The following is a 17,830-nucleotide window of genomic DNA, read 5'->3' on the forward strand; positions in this document are numbered from 1 at the left end:
CTTGTTATAAAACTTGGAGTGAATTTTATGTTTAAGATAATTCAACTGGCATTGTTAACCTACTCACTGTCATTGTTGCCAACTATTGGTAATGCGACGTGCAAGCCGGAAAGTATTCCCCCGAGTACTCCTTCTAGCCAGTTTACTGATAATGGTGATGGTACCGTTACGGATACTAAAACTGATCTGATATGGAAAAAATGCAGCGAAGGGCAAGTTGAAAATGATTGTAGTGGTGGTAGCCGTCAACGTTATAACTGGGAAGCAGCCTTAGAGCGAGTACAAACGATTAATGCGACAGGTGGTTTTGCTGGATATACGGACTGGCGCGTACCTAATATCAAAGAACTTGCATCTATAGTGGAACAACAATGTGAGTTTCCTGCTGTTAACTGGGTAGTATTTCCAAATACTCATTCGGGTGAGTTTTGGTCGGCATCCCCTGCTAGGGGGAATGGTGAACTAGTATGGGGTGTTGATTTTAGGTATGGTACGGTCGAGTGGGCATTTTTAAGCCGTAATTGGAGTCCAAAGAATGACCAACATTATGTTCGTTTAGTTCGTAGCGGATCGCACGTTGACGGTCAGTAATTTTGCTTTTTGCCTTCATTTCAACCAACAGGAGTACCACACCAGAATCTAAAGGGTCAGACTCTAATACTGCAACCTGAAACGAAGTTGTTCTTTAAATTACAGTGAGATGAGCATAAGAAGTGGGACTTCTGGCTTTATCGAATAGAATGGAGATAATTTTATGTATAAGTTGATGACTTTTGTTGTTTTTTTGATGTTATCAGGTGTTTCTTGTGCTGATGATTTGCCCGGATGGATGAAGGAGAGTGGGTGGGTTTTGTTTGAAAACGTGTGTCAATCAGCTAATGAGACAAATGGTACAAATGCAGATTGTTCCGAAGGGACACTCGTTACAGGAACATCTTCCCTCTCGCCTTGGGCAGGCGAAACTTCAGAAATGTATTTTGACAAGGGAAGTAATTCATTTACTCGACTTAAGATAAAGATAACCTGGACATCAGAGGGATCACCATATAACTGTGGGGAGGTGATAATGATGAAGCCTGATGAAACTCGTGATTTCACACATCGCTCACTGGCAATGAGTGAGTGTAATTAAGTCGATTACTTCAGATACCTCGATACATTCGGGGAAAACCACGATTTTGGTTATTAAATTTTGCAAAACAGGAGTACACACTATGTCATCAGCCGTCATCATCGGTTCTGTCACCTCCCCCCGTAACGGCAAACGCTACGACGTGAAATGGAACAGCTACAGTAAGGATGCCTACGTCGCGTATGCAGGCTGGGCGTTGGTCGGCAATGCCTCCAGCGCAGAGGAAGCCTTGGCAAAGGCGTTAAGCTGGCTGGCAGCGAACACGTAGGGTGGGATGAGCCTGTGAATCCCACCATCTTCAGCGTGTGGTTGTGTTGATGGCGTTGGGGAATGGTGGGTTTCGTGCCTCGCGGTGTAGTTCAAGTAGCAGTTTGGCGTAGCCATTCTGCTAAAGCGGCTTCATCCACCCGACCTTGGGCGGCTTCAATGATCAGATCAGCGGCTTCCATTACATCAAAGGTGGGTTCAATGCCGTTCAGGGCTAGACTGATATTCATGCAGGTAAAAGCGGTGCGCTTATTACCATCGTTGAATACGTCACCGACGACCAAGACCACGGCATAGGTAGCCGCCAGTTCATAGGCATCGCTAATCATCCCGTAAGCCAGACGGTTTTCCACTCTTGCCAATACGCCAGCCAGCGACTTATCACCAGCCGACCCCGCCAGTTCACCCGGATACAGCACTTGTTCGTGGAGGTATTCCACATCCTCCACCGTTAGCAGCACGAACTCCATCATTTATCCCGAAGATAAGCCAAAGCAGGGGCAATCCGTGCTTTTTGTTGGGCAAAAGCCTGTTTGGTGGCATCCAGCCCTGCGGCGCGGGTCTGGATATTTTCAACCGCAGCCACGGGGACAAAATAGCCGATTACCTGATTGCGGTTCAAAATAGCGATAGGGCTATCCCCAGCCTGATTGAATACTTTGGCGGGTTCACGTAACTCGGTCATGGAGATGGTTTTGCGGGTAAGCAGGGTTTGCATAATGCCACCGATAATGTGTACTTAAATGTGATTAAATTATCACACTTTTGTGTGATTTTAACAAGAGGCAAACGCTAGCACACCTTACACGGCTATTCATACCGATTTCACGCTGAAAAAAGCAGTGTAAGTAACCGAAAGGGTTACACTCGATTGATATTTTGTAGGGCGGGATGAGCCTGCGAATCCCCCCATTTCAGATGAAAAATGAGTATTGCTGAATACAATCATAAAATGATGTAATATCAGTCATTAGGATGACTATTTCGCTAACCATGAACACGTCATCGAAACCCTGCACTCGTAGGCAAGACTGCACCTGTAACTTGAACTCACGACGGTTAAACAATGAAAAAACAGTGGAATGTTGTCCTATTGCTTATAGTGCTAACACTATTGCCATTTCAATCTGCGTGGGCGGAACAAAGGTTGCGTCTCGGCACGAACCTCGGCGGCATTTCCGACTGGTCAACCCAACGCCCGTTCACCAACCTGTTCAAGCAGTCACGCCCTTGGCTGACCCAATGCGACAATAGCCGCGATTCTGATTGCAACGGACGCTGGGAAACCAACGAAAACGCCAAACTGGATCTGGATGCCGATGGCTGGGTGAAATCCCTGCCCGCACCAGCCGAACCCGGTTATTCTATTGCCGGAACGGTGTTGGATGTACCCAAAAGCTTCCCCCCAGGGCGTTATCTGTTGCTGTATGAGGGTGAAGGCACGTTGCAATATAAACTAGGCGTACAAAAGCTGAATGCCGAGTCCACCGCCGGGCGGGATGTGCTGGACATCGACATCAACCGTGGCTTGATCCATATCCAGATCACCGCTACCGACCCCAACAAGAGCGGCAACTACCTGCGTAACCTGCGCCTGATTCGTGAAGCCGATGAGGCAAGCTACCAAAGCAACACGTTCAACCCTGAATTCTTGGCTCGTATCCAGCCCTTCCAGGCATTGCGCTTTATGGACTGGCAGAACACCAATGGTAACGAGCAGGAACATTGGGCAGACAGGCGACCTGCCAGTGCCGCCACCTATGCCACTTACGGCAAAGTCATCGGTGCGCCCGCCGAAGTGATGGTGCAACTGGCGAACGCAACCCGCAAACCGGCGTGGTTCAACATGCCACACAAGGCCGATGACGATTACATGCGCCAGTTTGCCGCCTTGGTACGTGATACGCTCGACCCAACCTTGCCGGTCTATGTGGAATATTCCAATGAAGTCTGGAACACTCAATTCAGCCAACATGCGTGGATCCGCGAGCAAGCCAACACCCTCTGGCCGGGTGGGACGGATAGCGACTACACCAAAGTCATCAATTGGTACGGCAAACGCAGCGCTGAAATGTGCGACATCTGGAAAACGGCCTTTGGCGCACAATCCAGCCGTGTGACCTGCGTGCTGGGTGCACAGGCCGCCAATACTTGGACAGCCTCCGCCGCACTCGATTGTTCGCTATGGGAACATAAACCATGCAGCGCCCACGGTATTGATGCCATTACCATTGCACCCTACTTCGGCTATTACATCGGTCTGTCAGGCAACCAAACGCAAGTCAACGCTTGGACACGTGAAGCCGATGGCGGGTTGGACAAGTTGTTTGCCGAACTGAAAAGCGGCGGTGTGCTCAGTGGTGGCTCTGCTGGTGGGGCGTTGGCAGAAGCCATGCGCTGGATAGACAATTATCACACACTGACCAGCAACCGTGGTCTGCAACTGCTTGCGTATGAAGGCGGGCAACATCTGGTTGGTGTCGGCGGGGTGGAAAATGACAGCGCTATTACCAACCTGTTGATCAAGGCCAACCGCGACCCACGCATGGGGGCGCTGTACCTTGACTACCTGAAGGGTTGGGAAGCAGGCGGTGGCGGCCTGATGATGAATTTCAGCGACATCGGCATCCCCAGCAAATGGGGTAGCTGGGGTGTGCTGGAACATGTCCTGCAAACCAATTCCCCCAAATACGATGCTTTGTTGGATTACCTCAATGGAACGGATTACGAAGCAGTGGTGACACTGGGAGCATCCGTAACGCAGATGTCCGAAAAAGGTGGCAGTATCACGCTCACTGCCTATCTGGATAAGGCGTTACCCACGCCAGTCGTTCTTAACCTACAGTTTGCCGGTACTGCAACTAGCGGTGGGGATTACCGAGCAGTTACGCCAACCCTCACCATTCCGGCCGGGGCAACCAGCGCGAGCATACGTCTGGATAGTATCGACGATAATTTGATCGAAGCCAGCGAAACCCTTGCGGTCACGATCGGTACTATTAATGGCAATGCCCGTGCGGTTGCCGCCACTCTGCAATTCACATTGACGCAGGAGGACAGCGACAACGATACCATGCCGGATGACTGGGAACGCCATTACGGTCTCAACCCAGAGGATGCCAGCGATGCCACTGCTGATAAGGATGGCGACGGTATCAGCAACCAAGACGAGTATCTCGCAAACACCAACCCCAACGTGCGGGACGGTGCAGCGCCCGTGATGGGAACCAACCTCAGCGGTCTATCAGACTGGAGTTCCCAAATGCCATTCCTTGACCTATTCAAAATGTCGCGTACTTGGATAACACAGTGCGCCTATTGGGTAGCCACACCTGACCCCGGCTGTACCGGACAATGGGACACGGGCGAACAGGCACAGCTTGACCTTGATGCCAATGGCTGGGTGAAATCCCTGCCTAAACCCGAAGATGCGCCCATTTTCACCCGCGCTTCTACTTACTGGGCCATGTACCCAGAATTCAAGGGCGGGCGTTATGTGGTGTTGTACGAGGGTGAAGGCACACTGAGTTACAGCTTTTCTGCTCACAAGTTGGCGGCAGAATCCACAGCGGGGCGTGATGTCATTAATATCGTGCCGGATACCAACAATGGCACGGCAATCCTCATGACCTTGACCGCGACCGACCCCAACCGTACCGGCAATTACTTGCGCAATATCCGTATTATCCCGGAAGCGTATGAAACGACTTATGCGCAGCATGTTTTCAACCCGGATTTCCTTGAACGTACTCGCCCCTTTCAGGTGTTGCGCTTTATGGATTGGATGTCGATCAATGCCAACACTCAAGAACGTTGGAGTGAGCGCCCATTACCGACGGATGCGCGTTACGCTCACTACGGCAAACAAACCGGTATTCCACTGGAAATCATGCTGCAATTGGCAAATACACTCGATAAAACACCGTGGTTTACCCTGCCACACCAAGCTGACGATGATTATATGCGCCAATTTGCCACACAGGTGCGTGACGACTTGCCGCCGCACCAGAAGGTGTATGTGGAATATTCTAACGAAGTCTGGAATACCATTTTCGCACAAAGCACTTACGCCCTTCAGCAAGGTCGTGCCTTATGGCCTGACACGGTGGCGGACGATCATACCGTGCGTATGAACTGGTACGGCAAACGCACCGCCGAAATGTGCCACATCTGGAAAGAGGTATTCGGCAGCGATGCCAACCGGGTGGTGTGCGTATTGGGGGGACAAGCGGCGTGGACATATCCGGCAGAACAAGCACTCAATTGCCCCTTGTGGCAGCAAGGCCCGTGCCGCAACTACGGTATTGATGCACTGGCGATAGCCCCTTATTTTGGCGGCTATCTGGGCGACCGCACGGCGAAATCCCAAGTGGAAGGTTGGCTCGCCGACGCTGATGGTGGCCTAAGCAAGCTGTTTACGGAATTGCAGCACGGCGGCATTCTCAGCAATAGTCCTGCGGGCGGAGCGCTTCAGGAAGCTTCAGGTTGGATCAGCAATAACCAGCAACTGGCGCAGCAACACGGTTTGCAATTGGTGTCTTACGAAGGTGGGCAACACATTGCCGATATTTGGGGAACATTGAGTACTGGCGTGATCAATCTGTTTGCCAGCGCTAACCGCGACCCGCGCATGGGAGAGCTATATACCCAGTACCTGAATACTTGGAAACAACTGGGTGGTAATTTATTCATGCATTTTACGGATATTGGCACGCCGGGGCGTTACGGAGCGTGGGGGGCGTTGGAGCATGTGGAGCAAACGTCTTCTGCTAAATATGCAGCACTGCAAGCCTACCTGACGAACAATAATCAGGATCGGGACGCTGATGGCGTTATGAATGTCTTGGATGCATTCCCCGCTGACCCAACAGAGTGGTTGGATACGGATGGCGATGGTATAGGTAACAATGCTGACCTTGACGATGATAATGATGGAATGCCTGATGCGTGGGAAATCCAATACGGCTTGAATCCGCTGAACACCAGCGACGCTACGCAAGATAAGGATGGCGACGGCAGCAGCAACCTAGAGGAATACCTACAAGGACGCAACCCTAATGACCCTGCGGACACCACCAGTAATGCTGCCAAAATCCTCCCCATCATCATGGAACTGTTGAACCAGTAACTGTAAGCACGAAGGAACACCATTATGGTCAAACCAATGTCTAGAAGAGAAAAAATGAGCAGTCTGACCGGTTATCTCATCTGCGTTTACATGGGCATGGCATTGCTATGCCACGCGGCATTCGCCCAAGACACAAGCAATACCCTGTTGCAGGACAATCGGCACTATACCTACCTCTATTGGGAAAACGGCTATCCCACGCGGGAAACGGGCCGCAGACCGCAATCATGGGCCAATCAGTATGCACGCGATAATGCCATCCTGGTCGTGCAAACCGGCTACTACAGCCTTGCCTTGGACTGTAACAAAATCAAGCTAACCGGCTACGATGCCCTAGATGGTTCGGATTATGTCAGCGCACTTCACGAAGATGTCACCCAATTCACCCCAGCATCACTGACATTGAAGGCTTATCAGAATGGGATTGAATACACGGCGACATCGGGCATCGTGCAAAACGGCAATGAATCGCCTGTACGCTTGATCGAAAGCGGTCAGTTCCTGCAACGCTACGACGATTACGGCTTGGTGTTTACCGCAGCAGACGGCACACAATTGAATGTGCCTGGTCGTCTGGAAATCTCCGCATGGCCTGAGCAGCTCGTTTTCAAACTGGACTTTTCCAACCAGGAAGGCAGCGCCGTCGACATAGACCGGACAGTCATCCAGTTGACTTCTCCAGCAGGCAAGCATTACAGCAGCGATGTAAATGGCATTTCCGCAACCCTTGGTGTCAGGCCGCATGAAGACCTAGAAGCAGCACCCCTGAACCCAACAGCGATTGTCAACAAAGCCGTAGACCTGCAAACCAATAAAAGCCTCACCACACAATTTGACACCGCTACCCAGGCGTTGAAGGTCAACCTGCCCATCGCTGACGTAAGGTATCCAGACCACATTAACCGGGTTGACGAATTCCTGCTTGAAGTCACCAACCCGACCGAAAACCCGCTGGACATACCGCTGGTTTTCGAGGAAAACGTTCCCCGTGCTATTACCGGCACGGTCATGCTTCTGAGCGACGAAACCGACGGCAAGCCCATCGGCATTCCGGTGCAGGTTTCCAAAAACTGGCATATCAATGGTGACACTGGCATAAAAGCCATACACAGGGGGCGATGGCTGCGGGGTTCAACCTATTTCACCTTGGCTGCTGGCGAAACAAGACGGTTCAAGCTGAAAGTCGTGTTTGGCTACTGGGCTGGCGTGGGCGCTGCTTCACATTCGCAGTTAAGCCTGATTGGCTGGGGCGGCAACTGGAAATGGGATGAATCCGCGCTAGGGGCATGGGGCGAATCGATGACCTATGATCCGACCCAACACCTCGGCTCAGCATTCATGGGCGATATCCGCCCTGCGTTCACCCCCAGTATGGCAAACGGAGGTCGGCACAACTGGACTGAAAATGTCGGTGGCGGAGATTTTCTGGTTTATTTCGATGCTAATAACCAATACCGCTGGGGAAAACGGCTCAAAACCGCTTATGTGTGGACTGGACCGAACATGACACAGGTGATGTATTCAGGCGTTACCGATGATAACAGGATCCGCTTTGACTACACCTCAAGGCTTGTATCCACTAACGATTACCAGCGACGGCTGCATGATTACCGCTACGAATTCCTGCAGGATGTCACCAGTCCCAAGCGCTTGGTTTTTTACCAGATGGCCGCCGACTGGTATACGGGACCGGCATTTGATACATTTTATGTAGGGGATGAAACCGGCTTGCTGGAACAGTTGTCTAGTAACCCTGGCGGCAATACCTACAAGGGGAGTTTCAACTTCGCCAACCGCTGGCTGGCCATCGACGACTTGACTGCCGCTGGCTCTACCGCAGCTGGCTCCACGCCCACTCCCAAAGCCAACCGGGGCATCATCCAGCGAAGTTCTACCCTGAACGGTCAGGACTTTCCCGTATTCATGCACCAGTATGGACGCACCTGGGGATCAAACCGGATGTTCTTCGACCTAGCCGGGGAATCCGTCTCGCGATCCTTCCGGGCCGGTGATGTGGTGGAAGGCGAGTTTGAATTCATCTTGCCTCCTAAGCAAGCCAGCAATTACTGGGGTAGTGATGACGAATTCCGTAACCGGCTGACCGCCTACACCACGCCATGGCAGGCCGTTTTTGACGAATATCGCTACAACAACAAGATGCAGGTCACAGTCCACAGCGGAACGCTCCTGAAGAATTTCCCCGTGGAAGTGGCTGCTGTCCATAATGGTTCTTCCGCCATCATCGCCGACCTGACCATCCAGTCCGGAGGGCTGGGGCATGTACCCATCGTTGTCAAGGATGCCACTATCGGTAAATCGCTCAAGGTTGAGCGCTATCTGGATGGAGCTTGGGTTGCTCTCGATATTGATGCGGCGACCAGCAACAGCTACTACCAGGGGTATCAGAATTCACGGAGAAAAATTGACTATGCCTTTAGTATCAAGCGACCTGTTGCGGATTTGACATCCAGTTGGCGGATAAGGGTGTCGTATGACGCAGCTCCTGTCGTGCCTTCCACCAACCTTGAAGAAGATGCTTCCCAATGGGGTGGCTACGCAGAGGGCAATCCTGGGTGGGTCATTGAAAATACCACAGCACATTCTCCAGCAGGCAAAGCCCTGCGCTGCGGTCTAACCGGCGGCGACCCTTATTCCAACATCCATTGTTACCGCAACCTGCCAGCCGATCCGGACGCAAAGTATTTCAGCCTGTCGCTGAATTTTTTCATGCCGGAAACCAGTTTCAACAATCAGGGTTCACCTTCCAAAGTGCAGGCCCTCGAATTCACCATGAATCAGTGGCAAGATGAAAAACGTCATGAATGGGCTCTACAGTGGATGAATGTCGGTTCGGGTGGTCCGCAATGGCGTTATTGGGATGCCAACAAGCCGGATGCCGAACGCTGGGTTTCACTCAATATTCAGCAGGAACTGGCGATTAATAGCTGGCACAAGCTGCGGCTGGAGGGTGAAATCCGGGGCGGCAAGGTCTATTACCGCTATTTCATCATTAATGACCAGCGGCATGAACTGGATATCGCGGTTGAGCCGTTCAACACGCCGGGCAATCCGGATCTGCTGGCGGTCGCGGTGCAGGCTGACGGCAATCACGCGGAAACGCCTTACGACTTGCTGATCGACAACGTGAATTTTTACCACACGCCAGACCGGCGGTTGGATGCAGCCCCGACCGGCTCGCATTTTCACATGGTGGGCAACCGGATTTTCGACCCGCAAGGCAACCTGTTTGTACCCAAGGGAGTTAACATCTTCCCCTGGCAAGGCGATGCCGACAGTATTGAACGCATCGCTGGATGCTGGAACTTCAACACGGTACGCCTGCACGCTTGGATACTGCCAGACACTACGACCGACCAGTGGAAAGACCACATCGTCTACCTCGACCAGCCGCTGATTTTCGACCCGACCAATAGCGGCGGTTTGCGTACTTACGACATACGCGCGCTGATCGAAGCTTACACCGCACGCGGCATCGTGGTGCTGTTCGATGTCCACGACCTGCTGGGTAAATATTTCGAAGGGACGCATCTGGAAGATTACACGACCTTCATCACCGACTTCGCCCGCAAGTTCAAGGACAACCCCTATGTCTGGATCGACCTGCACAATGAACCGGGAACCTATCAGGGGGTGGGTAACGCGGATCAGGGCATTCCGGCACATGATTTCAGCCGCTGGCAGGCGGAATACGCGGCCATGCGGGCGGCGGTGCGCAGCATTGCCCCCAACATGCCGATTTTTGCTTCCGGCAACGCTTGGGGGCAGGATACCGGCCCTAACTGGAATGGCGACCAACCAGTTGCCAGCGAGGCAAGTGCGCTGCTCTCCAATGCCGATTTTTTTGCTGCTGACCCGCAACTGGGCGGCACGATCCATGTGTATGACCAGTGGAACTACGGGGCTGATCCGGCGGCACGTTTACAAGACTATTTCGACCGTGTGCAGGCAACGACCCGCTCCCCACTACTAATTGGCGAATTCGGTTACGCGGACAACACCGGCAAAGCCACCGAAGCGCTGCATACACTGCTGCAACGACCACAGTACCAGCACATCGGACGGCTGGTCTGGACATGGGCGGCCAGTGACAATAACGACCTGACCACAGACGCTACATCACAGGGCAGCGGAGCCGCCATTGACGCCTGTCATGCCCATCCATCCAACCTGACCCGTTTGGGTGAACTGGTCTGGCAGGATACCCATGCCGCTGAACTGGACAGCGATAATGATGGTCTGCCGAACCAGCAGGATGAGGATGACGACAACGACGGTCTGCCGGACTTGTGGGAACTGGAAAACGGGCTGGATTCCAGCAATGCCGCTGACGCAGTTGCCGACAATGATAGCGATGGTCTCATTAATCTGGATGAATACCGGCTGGACACAGACCCATTGAACCCTGACAGTGACGGCGATGGTCTCAAGGACGGCGAAGAAGTCAACACCCACAACACCAACCCGCTGAATCAGGACAGCGACGGCGACGGCATGAACGACAAGGCCGAAATCGACGCGGGCCGCGACCCCAACGATCCTGCGGATGCCAGCGCGAACAATCCGGCGGTTCGCGTTATGCCGATCATTATGCAACTTTTGCTAGAGTGATTGTCATCACATTATTTGCTTGCAGTTAAAAGTATAATTAATGACCTGTATGTAACAAAAAGAGTGTTGCAGCTACTTATTTTCCAGAGCATATACAGGGGGACGGCTTTATCATGGCAATCAAATGGTTTGCATCACTACCACGCCTCATGGCGATTCTTTTTTTCGCACTTGTTTGTTCAGTACCGCTACACGCTGCAACAGACCCCACAATAACTGGACTGTTTACGGTCGTTGCTACACCTAGCGTTCAGGTTGATGCTTCAGATGCTGCTTTACGCAGCCGTGCAGTTCAGATTGATGTTGGACAGCTCCTCGGTAAACAACCGATCACTACCCCTAGCGATTTGCAACAACCGCCTGCATTGATCAGTCAGGAAACCATTACCCTGAATCTTTTCGATGACAGTATTTTTCAAGTCAAACAGAAGAAGCGTTATCACAACGATTCAGGCAGCACGACTTGGGTTGGGGAAGTGGAAAATATTCCGGGAAGCACGGTTATTTTCGTTATTCAGAAAGGCAGTTTTGTTTACGGTTCTGCTGAAATCCCACGACGTGGCAAATTCTCAATCCGTCCGGTAGGAAATGATCTGCACGTTATTGAACAGATCAGGGATATAGCCATCCTCTCTGGTGAAAGTGATATACGCATACCTGAAAATATTCAAACGAAGATTAATACACTGGCAGGCGGTTCTGTCGCCATTTCCAATGATGATGGCTCAATCATTGATGTCTACGTGGCTTATGACCAAGATGACAGTGGCGGAAAGGTAACACCAGCAAATGCACAAGCTTATGCAGAGCTATTCATTGCCTATACCAATCAGGCTTATGAAAATAGCAATATTAATCAGCGGGTTTGGCTGGTTGGTGGTGTGGATGGTTTTAACCATACGAATAGCGATTTGGGTACTGCTCTTGATGCCGCAACTGATGGAAGTATTTCGGGGCTGCATGGCAAGCGTAATGAATATCATGCGGATCTTGTTGTGTTTTTTACACCTTATGTAAGTTCATCATGCGGTGGTTTAGCTTGGTTACAAACTATAAATAATAATGTTGGCTGGGAAGATTATGGATTTTCAGCCATGAATGCCTGTTCATTTGGACAATCCGTTTTTGCTCATGAGTTAGGCCACAATATGGGTAGTCGTCATGATTGGTATATGGATAGTGACACAACTCCGGCTAGTATTGGGCATGGTTATGTGCATATTGATGGCGTTAACAGTTTCCGCACCATTATGTCATACGGCAATCGTTGTAATGCATTAGGCATAGGCACTTGCGATAGGATTGCACATTTTTCTAACCCCAATGTTAATTATAATGATGTTCCAACTGGCGTTCCTAGTGGCACGAGTACCAGTTGTGCTGAGGGGCAGGCAAACCCAGCAGTTGAGTGTGATGCAGATAATGGAACAAATTTCAATACAAAAGCAGCCACCACTGCTAAGTTTCGTGATAGCCGTTTGACCTGGACTGGTGCAGTCAGCTCAGACTGGTCAACCGCAGGGAACTGGACAATTAATGAAGGCGCTCCCGGTTCAACTACCGCAGTGAATCGAGTACCACGCTCTTATGATAATGTTTATATACCCAGTGGTCTTGGGCGTTATCCGACTGTTTCAACTGGCTCAGTGAATGCGCGTGAGCTGGTGATTGCTAACGGTGCAACTTTGAATATGAGTGGGGGAACACTCACTGTCGGTTGGAGCTGGGAAGATGCCGGAGGATTCAATGCAACGGGTGGCACAGTCATTCTCAGTGGCTCCATTGGTATTGGCATTACATCTTCATCAGCTTTCAGGAATGTACAAATCGGCAGTGGTGCAGACACCAGCGAAGTAACGTTGGAAAGCAACCTGAATATTGATGGCAACCTCCAAATCAGTGCTGGAGCAACCCTTAATGCCGCCACCTTCACAATTAATGTTGCAGGCAATTGGCAAGAAAATACCCCAACAGGATTTCAGAAAGGCACTAGCACCGTCATATTTGATGGTTCTAGTCAAGCAGTTAACAAGATCACCAATTCTTCTGTATTGAATGAAGATTTTAGTGAAGGAGATGGGCAAGGTTGTTGTAATACAGCTTATTTGCCTTCTAGCTGGACAGAACAAGGTCCTTGGTATGGTGGTCAATTAGGTAGTAGTGGCGTGGCAGTTGCTGCCGGAAATGGATGGCTACATTCAAATGCCGTTTCATTAAATAGTGGTGTAACATATACTTTAACGTTTGATTTTAACCAAGATGGTTCAAATTCAGATATATTGCGGGTTTATTATGGGTCTAATGCAAACTCGGTCAACATGACTACTTTGATTGGTACAAGAACCGCTACTGGTTCAGCAAATTTTACTTTCACGGTTCCTTCTAGCGGTACTTATTACATAGGATTCCATCATGATGGTGTCGACTGGTCATATATGGATAATGTTTCACTGGCAGGGTCAGCCGGAATCACATTCCATAATGTTCAGGTTATTTCAGGCACAACCACATTCAATGGGAATGTTAATTTTGGAAATAACTTACAAACATCTAATGGTGCTACCGCAGACTTTTCTACTCATGCTGTTACTGTCGAGGGAGGTGTGACTAATAATGGTGGGATTAAACAAACCAAGACAACCGCAAATAGTACGACAACTGAGTTTGCCCGCATTAAGAATGCAGCCGGAACATCTGATAAATATTTTGGTGTTGAAATAACGCCTAGTTCAGGCAGCATGGGTAGCACTACAGTTGAGGTAAAAGGTAATCAGAAGTGCGCTGCGTCGGGTCCTCCTGCTACAGGCGTTAATCGCTGCTACCTAGTAACACCGACCACCAATCAAACATCAGCAACGCGGTTTTACTATCGAGCTGCTGAAAGCAATGGTAACACCACGCCAAATGTTTACTTGCAAACCGGCGGTTCGTGGACATCCCAAACCACTTCAGCGCGTGGGGGTAGTGGAGAAGCTGTATTTGCAACGAGTTCTGGTTTAACGGCTTACGGTACTTTCGCATTATCAGAAAATGTTGCAGATCAGGATGGTGATGGAATTTCCGATGCATCAGATAATTGTCCTACAGAGTCCAATCCTGATCAAATTAATACTGATGGCGATTCTAAGGGTAACGAGTGTGACGACGATGACGACAATGATGGGATGCCGGACACATGGGAAACTGAGTACGATTTCGATACGTTACATGCCAGTGATGCTGCCTTGGATACCGATGGTGACGGATTAACCAATCTTCAGGAATACCAGCAAGGTAAAAATCCAACCGATCCATCTGATGGTGTCAATAATCCGAGTGCGGTGAACATTATTCCAATTATTATGGATATGTTGTTGGATTAAATCATAAAGGAAAACTCACAGAGGCAAGCTCCTTATTATTACGGAGCTTGCCCTTGAGTGAGTATATGCACTAACAGGGGATTATCATGCACGGGCATAAGCTGCCGTTTATCTTTGCAGTATTATTGTTGGTGAGTACTGCATACGTGGCTGCCCAACCAAATGATAACGCTAATACCACAACTGCGGTATTTGGTAAGACAATCCCGCCGTCTATTAAACCAACAAAGCCCCCGCCGATTGTATTACCAGCCGTTAGCCAAACAGCCGATAAGGAATTCTATTACTACCGTCCGAATGGTTCTAAAATTCAGTTTAAGCATGGGAGTAATCAATATGTTTTAATGCCTCCTCCGGGGAAAGCTGTTACTAATACCCTGTCACAAAACTTGCTATCACAGCATGGCAACGATTTCTATCAGGAAAAAGGCACGGCATTTACCCGCGAACTGGTCTTTACGCCAAAATCGCCCGTCAACCGGGATGATCTGTTCAAGCGCATGAAAAGTACTGCCGGGACAGGTTCGTTCATTTCCCCTGTATTGCAAACAGATAAAGGTTTCGCCAAAACAGGTGTAGCCATTGCGCGGGATATTGTTATCCAGTTTGCTGACAGCGCTAACGAAGCGGCTAACTTGGCAACTTTGCGCAGCCGTTTTGATATAACAGCAGTGACGCCACTGCGTTTTAGCCAAGGGGAATATCAACTCACTTTAGGAGAAAGTGTTACCGATGCCGCTGCGGTCTTTCAACTAACCAGAAATCTGGCACAGCTTGATTTTATCGAATGGGCTGAGCCGTTGATGCTGACTCACCCGGTAAGCATGGGGTTTGTGCCTAATGACCCGCTCTATCCCAATCAATGGCATTTGCATAATACAGGGCAGAGTGGCGCATTACCGGATGCGGACATTGATGCCCCTGAGGGCTGGGAAATCAGTAAAGGCGACAATACGGTTATTGCGATTATCGACGATAGCATCCAAACCACCCACCCTGATTTACCTATCTGGAATAATCCGGGTGAGAGCGGCAATGGCAAAGAATCCAATGGCATTGACGATGATGGCAATAGTTATATTGATGATTATCAGGGATGGGATTTTTATGATCACGACAACAATCCAAACCCCGCATCCGTGTCTGACAATCATGGGACTGCGGTTGCGGGTGTTGCCGGAGCCAAGGGCAACAATGGCAATGGCGTTACAGGTAGTGCTGTTAATGCCCGCATTTTGCCGATTCGTTGGGGCTATAATTGCACGGATATTGCCGACAGCATACGTTATGCGGGCAAATACGCCGATGTCGTCAACAATAGCTGGAGCATCGACGGTTGCGAAAGTACCTTGGATTCCGCCATTGCCGATGCCGTGAGTGGCAATATTAGCGCTGCTCGCCGAGGTAACAAGGGTACACCTGTCCTGTTTGCTGCCGGTAATAATGCTAGCGGATGGGCGAAATTCACGCTATCTAACCTGTCTGCTGGTGAACATACCTTTGAGTGGGTTTTCCTTAACGACGCTTACCTCACCCAAGGAGATAACAGTGTCTGGTTGGATGATATTGTCTGGCCTGATGGTGAAACGATCGACTTTGATAGTGAGATAGTCGGTAATGTCCCCACAGGATTCATTACCAGTGGCACTGCGGGCTGGGCAATTGTGGCGGATGGTGTGCATATACGCGGCACAGACGGTAAATCTGTTAAATCAGGCAACATTTCCCATAATCAAAGCACGCAACTACGGATTACTCGCCAAGTTCAAGCCGGTGAACTCAGCTATTGGGCATGGGTTTCTTCTGAAATGAACTACGATTGGTTTCAATTTTATGTGGATGGACAATTGGTTCATCAGTACACCCCCGGACAATACGGGCACAATAATGCGCTGGCTTATCCTGCTTCTAATCCAGACACCATTGCTGTGGGTGCAAGTACGGATGGCGCTATCAGCGGGATGGAAGAACGCAGTGATTACAGCACCTTTGGGGTAGAGCTGGATGTAGTTGCGCCATCCAGTAACCAGAATCAGCGTATTACCACCACTGATCGTTTAGGGGCAGATGGGTATTCTGCTACTGAATACACCAACAGCTTTGGCGGAACTTCCGCCGCTACACCGCTGGTAGCCGGTATTGTCGTCAATATCATTGCATTTGACCCGACCCTGACTGCTGCTAATATCCGCGAGAGATTGCGTAATACGGCTGAAAAAATAGGTACTTATGCCTATGTTAATAATCGCAATGACTATTATGGTTACGGTCGCGTCAATCTGTTACATGCCTTGCAATCGCTGGATTACGATGGCGACCTTATTCCCGATAGCTTGGATGAAGACGATGATAACGATGGAATGCCGGATTCGTGGGAACTTCAGTATGGTTTGAATCCGCGTGATGCCAGTGATGCTTTGCTGGATTCGGATGGTGATGGCTTTACGAATTTGCAAGAGTTTCAGCAGGGAACTAAGCCTAATGATTCTTCAGATTATCCCTTCAATCCCTCCAATAATCCGGCGATCTCTATTCTTCCGATCATTATGCAGCTTTTGATGGAGTGAGGGTGCCGATCATAGTGAAAATACCTTAATCATGCAGGTGAGTGGGGCATTGATGGGGAAGCAGTAGTTGCCTTGGGAGTCGACCATTTTCCAGTGGGAGATGACGGTGCTGGGGTAGTTGGGGGCGGTGAAGGTGATGGCGATTTCGATTTGTCCGTTGGGTGGGGTGTCAGGTAGTGGGTAATGGTTTTGGGGGGATTTGAGACCGTGTTTTACGATTGTGCCGTCGGGGTGGCGTACTTGCAGGAGGTCGTCAATGCAGATGAGGCTGCGCCCTTGCCAGTGGACTGTGCCGGTGTTCTGAATTAGCCATTTTTTGACGAAGGTGGTGTTGATGGAAACCATTGTGCCATCGGGAAAGGTCACATCCTTGACGAAGCCGATGTCGTCCCCAGTGGTGGAACTGGATGTACGGCATTCTGTGCCGGTGTGGCAGGCAAAGTCAGCGTAGCGGAAGTAGGCACTGATCAGTTCCATTGGATGTATGTCGAGTCCATTAGCGATGTTGATCAGCGTCTTGAACTTGGCTTCTTCTACGCTGCCGTCTAGCAGATTGTGGACGGCTTTGCGGCTGAGTCCTACTTCTTCTGCGAATTTACTGATTGATATTGATTTTTCAAGGATTTTCCGGCGTAGGAATATGCCAAATTCTGTTTGCATGGTTAGGTCTCTTGCTGTGGTGGACGGGATTGAGTAGTCAACTACACAGTTTAAGCCTACAAGTAAACCTTTTGTCCAATAAGTA

The 17,830-nt window shown here is 50.1% G+C and carries 10 protein-coding genes; 7 read left to right on the plus strand and 3 right to left on the minus strand.

Translation table 11 applies throughout. From position 1 onward, the window contains the following. Positions 1-27 precede the first annotated feature (27 nt). From L3K52_11250 to L3K52_11260, 3 genes are all read left to right on the plus strand, one after another. Positions 28-591: a DUF1566 domain-containing protein gene (locus L3K52_11250; GenBank protein ID UOG90775.1), complete on the plus strand. Its 564-nt coding sequence runs from the start codon at positions 28-30 to the stop codon at positions 589-591. Between the two features lie 163 nt (positions 592-754). Continuing rightward, positions 755-1,132 (plus strand): hypothetical protein, encoded by a 378-nt coding sequence (locus L3K52_11255; protein UOG90776.1) that lies wholly within the window; start codon positions 755-757, stop codon positions 1,130-1,132. An 82-nt stretch (positions 1,133-1,214) separates the two neighbouring features. Next, complete coding sequence (locus tag L3K52_11260) at positions 1,215-1,400, plus strand: hypothetical protein (protein ID UOG90777.1); 186 nt, start codon at positions 1,215-1,217, stop codon at positions 1,398-1,400. A 91-nt stretch (positions 1,401-1,491) separates the two neighbouring features. On the opposite strand, the gene L3K52_11265 is transcribed toward L3K52_11260, so the two are convergent. Further along, positions 1,492-1,872, minus strand: a complete 381-nt coding sequence (locus tag L3K52_11265; GenBank protein ID UOG90778.1) for a type II toxin-antitoxin system death-on-curing family toxin — start codon at positions 1,870-1,872, stop codon at positions 1,492-1,494. Continuing rightward, a complete protein-coding gene (locus L3K52_11270; protein ID UOG90779.1) occupies positions 1,869-2,117 on the minus strand; it encodes a prevent-host-death family protein in 249 nt (82 codons plus the stop codon). The genes L3K52_11265 and L3K52_11270 overlap by 4 nt, the downstream gene beginning before the upstream one ends. Positions 2,118-2,513: 396 nt before the next feature. Between L3K52_11270 and L3K52_11275 the strand changes: the two genes are divergently transcribed. The 4 genes from L3K52_11275 (at position 2,514) to L3K52_11290 (ending at position 17,085) form a co-directional block, all read left to right on the plus strand. Continuing rightward, complete coding sequence (locus L3K52_11275; GenBank protein UOG90780.1) at positions 2,514-6,527, plus strand: hypothetical protein; 4,014 nt, start codon at positions 2,514-2,516, stop codon at positions 6,525-6,527. Positions 6,528-6,581: 54 nt separating this feature from the next. Continuing rightward, positions 6,582-11,156 carry a cellulase family glycosylhydrolase gene (locus L3K52_11280; GenBank protein UOG90781.1) on the plus strand — a complete coding sequence of 1,525 codons (4,575 nt, stop codon included), beginning with the start codon at positions 6,582-6,584 and terminating at the stop codon, positions 11,154-11,156. Between the two features lie 113 nt (positions 11,157-11,269). Next, on the plus strand, positions 11,270-14,518 hold the full coding sequence (locus tag L3K52_11285) for a M12 family metallo-peptidase (GenBank protein UOG90782.1): 3,249 nt from the start codon (positions 11,270-11,272) through the stop codon (positions 14,516-14,518). A gap of 86 nt (positions 14,519-14,604) precedes the next feature. Next, a complete protein-coding gene (locus L3K52_11290; GenBank protein UOG90783.1) occupies positions 14,605-17,085 on the plus strand; it encodes a S8 family serine peptidase in 2,481 nt (826 codons plus the stop codon). Positions 17,086-17,094: 9 nt separating this feature from the next. Here the strand turns inward: L3K52_11290 and L3K52_11295 are convergent, their stop codons facing one another. Then, positions 17,095-17,745: a helix-turn-helix domain-containing protein gene (locus L3K52_11295; GenBank protein ID UOG90784.1), complete on the minus strand. Its 651-nt coding sequence runs from the start codon at positions 17,743-17,745 to the stop codon at positions 17,095-17,097. Positions 17,746-17,830: the final 85 nt, after the last annotated feature.

The sequence above is a fragment of the Candidatus Thiothrix sulfatifontis genome (assembly GCA_022828425.1).
In the GTDB taxonomy this organism is placed as follows: domain Bacteria; phylum Pseudomonadota; class Gammaproteobacteria; order Thiotrichales; family Thiotrichaceae; genus Thiothrix; species Thiothrix sulfatifontis.